The sequence below is a fragment of the Pseudomonas avellanae BPIC 631 genome, from assembly GCF_000444135.1.
GTDB lineage: Bacteria > Pseudomonadota > Gammaproteobacteria > Pseudomonadales > Pseudomonadaceae > Aquipseudomonas > Aquipseudomonas avellanae.
The window spans coordinates 1-7,451 of the sequence record NZ_ATDK01000409.1; the positions used below are offsets into that span (position 1 = coordinate 1).

General features: G+C 60.4%; 6 protein-coding genes. 2 read left to right on the top strand and 4 right to left on the bottom strand.

Annotation, left to right across the window (positions count from 1 at the left end; translation table 11 throughout):
* Both DW49_RS0123235 and DW49_RS0123240 read right to left on the bottom strand, forming a co-directional pair.
* On the bottom strand, positions 1 to 684 hold a 684-nt coding region (locus DW49_RS0123235), incomplete at its 3' end, for a phytase (protein ID WP_024421431.1).
* Between the two features lie 36 nt (positions 685 to 720).
* On the bottom strand, positions 721 to 3,237 hold the full coding sequence (locus DW49_RS0123240) for a TonB-dependent receptor (RefSeq protein ID WP_005618795.1): 2,517 nt from the start codon (positions 3,235 to 3,237) through the stop codon (positions 721 to 723).
* Positions 3,238 to 3,704: 467 nt separating this feature from the next.
* On the opposite strand from DW49_RS0123240, the gene DW49_RS0123245 reads away from it, so the two are divergent.
* On the top strand, positions 3,705 to 4,619 hold the full coding sequence (locus tag DW49_RS0123245; RefSeq protein ID WP_005618802.1) for a GGDEF domain-containing protein: 915 nt from the start codon (positions 3,705 to 3,707) through the stop codon (positions 4,617 to 4,619).
* Between the two features lie 9 nt (positions 4,620 to 4,628).
* Positions 4,629 to 5,666: an AraC family transcriptional regulator gene (locus tag DW49_RS0123250; protein WP_005618806.1), complete on the top strand. Its 1,038-nt coding sequence runs from the start codon at positions 4,629 to 4,631 to the stop codon at positions 5,664 to 5,666.
* A gap of 7 nt (positions 5,667 to 5,673) precedes the next feature.
* Here the strand turns inward: DW49_RS0123250 and DW49_RS0123255 are convergent, their stop codons facing one another.
* Both DW49_RS0123255 and pmrG read right to left on the bottom strand, forming a co-directional pair.
* Positions 5,674 to 6,348 carry a response regulator transcription factor gene (locus DW49_RS0123255; protein ID WP_003383401.1) on the bottom strand — a complete coding sequence of 225 codons (675 nt, stop codon included), beginning with the start codon at positions 6,346 to 6,348 and terminating at the stop codon, positions 5,674 to 5,676.
* 112 nt (positions 6,349 to 6,460) lie between these two features.
* Positions 6,461 to 7,165 carry a lipopolysaccharide core heptose(II)-phosphate phosphatase PmrG gene (gene pmrG / locus DW49_RS0123260; protein ID WP_005618815.1) on the bottom strand — a complete coding sequence of 235 codons (705 nt, stop codon included), beginning with the start codon at positions 7,163 to 7,165 and terminating at the stop codon, positions 6,461 to 6,463.
* Positions 7,166 to 7,451: the final 286 nt, after the last annotated feature.

Consider the following 7,451-nt stretch of genomic DNA (forward strand, 5'->3'; position numbering starts at 1 on the left):
GCCAAACGGCTCGCGCAAGGCCACCGGCTGACGCGCGACATCGGCTTCGGGGTGCGCCGGGTAGGCCCACCAGCCGATGTTTTCCTCGTTGACGAACAGCCGGTGCGCAGCGTCGTCGACCTGACAGAACTCCGCATTCGGCGGCAATGGCAGATTGCGCACCAGGCGCGGCGTGGCATTGACGTGATCGCCTGCGCCGACCAGCCATTGCTCACCCTTGCCCTCCTCGCCCACCAGAAACACAAACAGGTTGCTGGCGTCATCGCGGTACAGGCACAGGCCTGCGACCGAATAATCGCGGGCGGGCAGATAAACCGGTTGGGACCACTGCGCTTTTGCTGAATCAAGCTGAGTCAGCATGGCCTGCTGGCGGGTGTTGTCCAGCGTCGCGACCAGCACGCTGGCGCCTGTCAGGCGACTGTCCAGCCCTTGGAAAGAACCCGGCATGTTCGCCAGCTCATGACCCTGATCGTCCAGCAACAACAAGCCAGCCTTGACGCTGGCGGCCAGGCGGCGGGCCCCGTCGCTGCCTGGCAGGAAAGCTGCAGATTGAGCCTTGAACACTGTCTTTTCAGCCCAACGCGTCAGGCTCACGTCAGTGGGCGGCGAGGCGTGTGCTGCACCGGCGAGCAGACCCAGCAGCAGCGTCAGGCAAGCCGGTTTGGGTGATAACGAAATCATCATGAACGGTTGAATCCTTTGAATGAGCGCATCGGTCGGTCAGAAGTGGGTAAAGGTCAGGCCGACCTTGTAGGTCGGGCCGTACTCTTCGTACTGGCCGTTGTAGGCGCGATGGCCGCTGTAGACAAAATACGGTTGATCGGTGAGGTTCTGCGCCTCGAAACTGACCTTGAGGTTCTTGGTCAGTGAATAGCGGGCGCTGAAATCGACGAAGGTCTGCGCGTCCACATACTGGTCGTGGTCCTTGTCGCCAATCGCCGCCAGTTCATACAGATAGGCTGACTTGTAGTTGGCCGACAGACGCAGGCTGAGGGTGTCGTTCTCCCAGCCGAGCATGACGTTACCGACGGTTTTCGACTGGCTGGGCAGGTCGATGTCGCGCTTGCGGTTAGTACCGGTGCTCTGATCGAAGCCGTTGATGCTCGCGTCCGAGCGGCTCAACGTGGCGTTGGCCCCCAGCAGCAGGCCGTCCCATGGCGATGGCAGCCAGTCGAGCTTTTGCGAGTAGGCCAGTTCAAGCCCGTACAGCTTGGCCTTGTCGCCGTTGGCGAAGGTGTTGGCTTCTGAGAAGTTCGCCCATTGCCCGGTGCCCGCCAGGTCGGTGTTGTAGACGAAGTTCTGAATGTCCTTGTAGAACACGAACGCAGACACCGTGCCGGCACGGCCCATGAAGTGTTCGATGCCCAGGTCGAGGTTACTGGACTCCAGCGGCTTGAGGTTCGGATTGCCAAACGTGGCTTCGTCATCGTCGATCACAAAGCCCGGCGCCAGTTGCCCGAAGGTCGGGCGCACCACGGTTTTGGTCCAGGCGGCGCGCAACTGGGTGCTTTTGTCGATCTGATACCGCGCGTGCAGGCCCGGCAACCAGTGGTGATAACGGCGTTTGGTGTCGTTGGGCTCGAAAGCGCCGTCGCGCACACCCGTACCTTTGGCGTCCATTTCCGTGCCTTCGTAGCGCAGGCCGGCGATGAAGCGCCACTTGTCGACATCAACGGTGTTCATGAAGTAACCGGCGTTGATGTCCTCGTTGATCTTGAAATCGTTGGCGCGGGACTCGGCGGGGTCGTAGGCGCTGGCAGCATCAAGGCTGCCTATCAGCCCTTTGACGGCGCCGGGGCTGATGCCGCTGCCGAAATGGCCCAGTCGATAGTCGATGTTGCCCTTCTGGAACTGGCTGAGGTTCAGTTGCTGATCGCTGAAACCCTGGTCGTCGAAATCCTCGTATTTCCAGACTTCCAGGTCGTTGCTCTTGTCGCGTCGGCTGACCTTGCCGCCAAACTTGAACTGCGAGGCATAGCCCTTGAAGTCGTAGTCGCGGGCGAGGTCCAGGCGTACGTTTTTTTCGGTGTCCTTGGTGTACTGCTTTTCCCAATCGACCTTGTCCAGGGTGAAGTTCGAAGTGTCGTAGAACGAGGAGCCGACAATCGGCCTGGGTTTGTCGCGGTCGTAGAAACCGGTACCGGCAAAATCATCGTTGCCCACGAAGGTGGCGCCGGCGATGTGACCGGGGCTGTCTTCGCTGGATTCGCTGTAACCGGCCTGGCCGCTGAAGGTCCACAGGCCCATCATGCGCTCGCCGCCAAACACATAGGACTGGATTTCCTGGGTTTCGGTGCGCGCCTTGAGCTTGCGCGTGCCCTCGGCATCGCCGGTCTCGCCTGCACGTTGCGCATCGGCAAACTCAAACGCGTTGGTGGTGCGCACTTCGTCGTCCTTGAAGCGGCTGTACAGGGTGCGCAGGTAATATTTGCTGACGTCATCGGGTTTGTAATCGAAGTTCAGGCCACCGCCAGCGCGCTCGCGACTGATGTCATAGTCGCGCTGTTCGAATGACTGCAGGCGCGCGCCGTCCCAGTCACCGCCGGTCTCGACGTTGTCGGAGCCGAAGTCGCGCTTCTGCCAGCTCAATGCTGCAGCCACGCCAAAGTTGTCGATGCCGTCGCCAAGGCTGAAACGGTTGCTCGCCGCGCCAGAAAACTTGGGGCTGGTCTGGCGGGTGTTCTTGTCGTAACTGGCCTCGCTGCTGCCGGTGTAGAACAGGCCTTTGTGATCGAAAGCCGAGAGGCTCTCGACATCGATAGTGCCACCCAGCGAGTTGGCGTCCATGTCCGGGGTCAGGGTCTTGATGACTGACAGCGACTGCACCAGTTCGGCCGGCAGAACGTCCAGCGCCACGGCGCGTCGGCCACTTTCCGGGGCGGGCACCAGCGTGCCGTTGATGGTCACGCTGTTCAGGTCGGGGGCCAGGCCACGCACCGTCACAAAGCGCCCTTCCCCCTGATCGCGCTCGACACTCACGCCCGGCAGACGCTGCACCGCTTCGGCCACGTTCTGGTCAGGCAACTGCGCCACGCCATCGGCATGCACCACGCTTTTGATGCTGTCGGCGCTGCGCTGTTCCTTGAGCGCGTTGTCGATGCTCGCCGCCTGCCCGACCACTTGCACGTGCTCGGTAGGACCTGCTTCGGTGGCCTGTAAACGCTCGCTGGCAATACCAAGCGCCAGTGAACCGAGTGTGAAGCCAACCAGTTGAGCCCTGCTGCGACGCCTGTACATGTGAGTCCCCCCAATCCCGACGGGCCAGGCAAATGGCCCGGCAACTGGAGGCGCAAGCTAGAGCTGTGCAATGACGGTTATGTGACAGGTCAGGGCTGCGAAGGCCGGAAATGGATGGTTTGAGGGGGAATGGGCGGGTAAATGAGCTGATTTGACTTTGCGGCGGCGCTGGAAAGGCAGGCCTGACGGATGGCGACGCCAAACTGCCTACCCTGAGGTGTGTCCGTTGCACCGTATGCACAGGCTCTACTGTCGGTTCCCGACAGATCGCGAGCAAGCTCGCTCCCACGGCCGCTGGCCAGAATCAAGAGCCGACGTGTGCATGAAGATCAACACAAGACCCGCAGCAAAAACCTGCAACATGTGTGAGCTGATTCGACCTCTTGCCCTTCGCGTTACCCGTCACCCAAGTGTCATGTGCATCTGTTCTGCTGGCCGATAATCAGCACATCGGGAGCCGGCTGTTCATGTTCAGGATCATTCAACCCCATCGCTGGAAACTCGCCGTGCTGATGATTGCCGCCAATCTGGGGCTGCTGGCGTTTCTGGCGTTTGGCACTATCAAGCACGTCAGCGAATGGCAATGGCTCGACATCATTGGCGAAGGTGGCTCGGCACTGCTGTCGCTGGTCTGGCTGTTTCTGGTGTTCAAGAGCCGACCGGCCGGACGGGTAACCAATTACCTGTCGGTGGGGCTGAGTTGCGTGTTCTTTTCGTGGTGGATCGACGCGCTGGACGAGTTCATTCGCCTGCCCGCGGAGATCGAATGGGACCACTGGCTGGAATCCGGCCCCATGCCGGTCGGCTTGATCCTGCTGACCCTCGGCATCTACCACTGGCATCGCGAACAGCTGGCGATCAGCGCGCAGATGGAAAAACGCGAACGTGGCTTTCGTGAGCACCGGCTGTACGACAAGCTCACCCCGCTGGGCAGCGCCGACTATCTGAAACGGCAATTGATCGTGAGCCTGGAGCAAAGCCTTTGTCAGCAGCAACCGCTGTCGCTGCTGGCGCTGGATATCGACGGTTTCAGCACCATCAACAATGCGTTTGGCCATGCCGAGGGCGATGAAGTCCTGTCCGCTATCAGCCATTTGCTGGTGCTCAACCTGCGCCGTCAGGACCTGCTCTGCCGGCTGGCCGGCGACCGTTTTGTGGTGCTGCTGCCCAATACGGGCGAGAGCCAGGCGAAGCTGCTGGCGCTGGAGTTGCAGCAGGCGGTCGCCAGCCTGGCGCACAAGACCCGGCAACAGGGCGAGCGCCTTCATCTGTCCGCCAGCGTGGCAGTGGTGATGGCGCTCAATGAAACGCCGGACAATCTGCTGCGCCGCCTCAACCTGTCGCTGGCCCGTGCCCGACGCCCCCTGACGCGCACCGCCTGAGCAACCGCCATGACCCTTAAAAGTGATTGGTACGAGGCCGACAGCCGCTTCATCCCCGGCCATTATCAGCCCGCCACACTGATTGACCTGGCGCTGTCGCGCGGGATCGACAGCCATCGACTGCTCAAAGGCACCGGCCTGTTCTACGAAGACATCGTGGCAGGCAAGACGCGGCTCAGCCCCCAGCAGTGCTTCGCGCTGATCGCTAACGCGCAACGGCAGATGGACGCAGACGACACCAGTTTTCTATTCGGCCAACGGCTGTTTCCCGGCCACTACGGCGCGGCCAGTCACGCGCTGCGCCATGCGCAAAATCTGCATCAGGCGCTGGAGATTCTGCTGCGCCAGCAAGCACTGCTCAGCCCGCTGCTCACCCCGCGCCTGGAGCTGGACGAACACTTTGCCTACCTCTATTGGCTGGACAGTTGCGGCGCGGGTGAACAACAGCGTTTTCTGCTGGAGGCCAGCATGACCGCGCTGGTCGCGATGAGTCAGTTAGTGGGCAATGCGCGCCTGCCGTGGGAGTGCAGTTTCTGTCACGAAGAGCCGCGTTACGTCGAACAATATTGGGTTCATCTGGGCGAAAACACAGCGTTTGGCCGCCCGCTGGACATGATGCGCCTGCCCAGGCACTGCCTCACTCAGGCGTGGCCGGGGGCGTCGCCAATTGCGGTGCAGGTCGCCCAGCAGGAGGCTGCCGGGCAACTGGCGGCGCTGGGCATGCAGGCCAGCCTGCTCGACCGGCTGCACCAGCACCTGCGTGACAACGTGCGCGAGGCTGCAAGCCTGGAACAGGTTGCCCAGGCTTTTGCCATGAGCCCGGCCACCCTGAAACGCAAGCTGCACAAACACGGCACGAGTTTTCAGGCCCAGCACGACCTGGCGCGCAAGCATGTTGCGCTGTACCTGTACCAGATCAAGGGGATGAGCAACGAGGCCGTGGCTGATTACCTGAATTTCAACGACCCGGCCAACTTTCGCCGTTCGTTCAAACGCTGGACCGGCAGCACGCCTACGCTGATCCAGCGGCTGTTCAATTTCGACTGAGCAAGCCTCAGCTTTGTACACAAAGCTTGTAGCCAAGGCCGTGGGCGGTATGCAGCAGCGGCGTTTCATGACCCCCGTCCAACACTCGCCTGAGGATATGAATATTGCTGCGCAAGCTGCTGCTGTTCGGGGCATCACGCCCCCAGAGCACTTCTTCCAGCTCGGAGCGCTTGACGATGTGCGGGCTCTTGCGCATCAACAATTCCAGCAGCTTCATGTTGGTCGGGTTGAGTTTCAATGGCGTACCGTTACGGCTTATCTCGAGGGTGTCCAGATCGAACTGCAGATCGGCGACTACCATCACCCGGTTTTCCTTGCGCTGGCGTCGGCTGACCACCGCTTCGACGCGGGCGAGCACCTCGGACATCGCAAAGGGCTTGGTGATGTAATCGTCGGCACCCACCTTGAAGCCGATAAGACGGTCATCCAGCTCATCGCGGGCGCTGAGCATCACAATAGCGACTTCCGATTTTGAATATTGACGCAGGCTGCGGCAGATCTGGTTGCCATCGATGCCTGGCAGCATGATGTCGAGAATGATCGCGTCGTAACGTTTTGATGCAGCCAGATGCAGCCCGCTCAGGCCGTCCAGCGCACCTTCGACCGCATGGCCTCTGAGCTCGAAGAATTCCAGCAGGTTATCGTGGATATCACGGTGGTCTTCAATAACCAGAATGTTCATTGCAGCGCCTTTTTGTTTTTTTCTACCCGGCCAACCTGGACACTGTAGCATCTGAGCCGGCAGGTTGAGTGACGAGCGTATTGCGCTGGCTTGAAGCCAATGACCGGTGGGATCAATTGAATTGCTCGCGGCTGAGGTTGACCCATTGCCCGGCATTCAGGGAGCCTAGAATCTTCGGCCGATGACTGCCGTCCATCTGAACGAAAAATGCCTGGGCATATTCACTGGAGCGCTCGCCACCCGGGACGCCGAGCTTGCGTTCGAACTGGTCGATGCAACCGCTGTGCGTCACCAGCACCAGGTTTTCACCGCTGACCTTGTGCGCCTGGACGACCTTCATGAAGTCGCCATCGCAGTCGTTGATCCATTCCTGCCCGGTTACCGCATGCCCTGCCAGCAATTGCGCCGTCTGTTGCGTGCGGGTTTTCGGGCTGGCGATCATTTGAACGTGCTGCATGCCCATCTTCTGCAGGCCTGCGCCCACCGCCAGCGCCGCCTCCCGGCCGTTGGAGGTGATGCCGTCAGCGTCGGCCATGCAGGGATTTGTCGAGCGGTCGCAGCGTTCGGCGTGACGAATCATGACCACCACGTCGCCGCGCAGCCATTGCTCGCGCAGGCCGGATACTTTGAGGTTGCTGCCCATTCCAAGGTCCATCACATGCACACTGGAAAAAGCCATGTAGAACCACGCGCAGATGGCCATCAATACGACCGTGACCGTGACCGAGATCGATACGATGTGCCGCTGCAATTTGTAGCGCTGGCGGATACCCGAATCGGGCAGGATATTCTTGTTGTCGATTAGTGTGTCAGCCAAGTGGCTACTCCTACACTGAGCTTATTGTGTGGTGTTGACTCGAGAGCCCCTCGGAGTCGTTACCGCCCTCATGAAGGCAGAGTAGGTTCAGCATGGTGCTGACGCAGTGAAGAAGATGTGAAAAATGTGTTATGGCCGAGAGCCATGTTTTTCAGAAAAGGCCGTAGGTTGGGGCTTTTGCGGCTCTTTCGGGTTGAACATGAAGATAATTTAAGCGTTTTTCTGCGCTGGAGCGTGGGGATCAACTATCGTGCGACGCTCCGCGTCGCATGCCGTTCTGGACGCT

Bases quoted from the DNA above. Each gene is read 5' to 3' on its own strand.
- DW49_RS0123240 (WP_005618795.1), bottom strand. From the start codon at position 3,237: ATGTACAGGCGTCGCAGCAGGGCTCAACTGGTTGGCTTCACACTCGGT.
- DW49_RS0123245 (WP_005618802.1), top strand. From the start codon at position 3,705: ATGTTCAGGATCATTCAACCCCATCGCTGGAAACTCGCCGTGCTGATG.
- DW49_RS0123250 (WP_005618806.1), top strand. From the start codon at position 4,629: ATGACCCTTAAAAGTGATTGGTACGAGGCCGACAGCCGCTTCATCCCC.
- DW49_RS0123255 (WP_003383401.1), bottom strand. From the start codon at position 6,348: ATGAACATTCTGGTTATTGAAGACCACCGTGATATCCACGATAACCTG.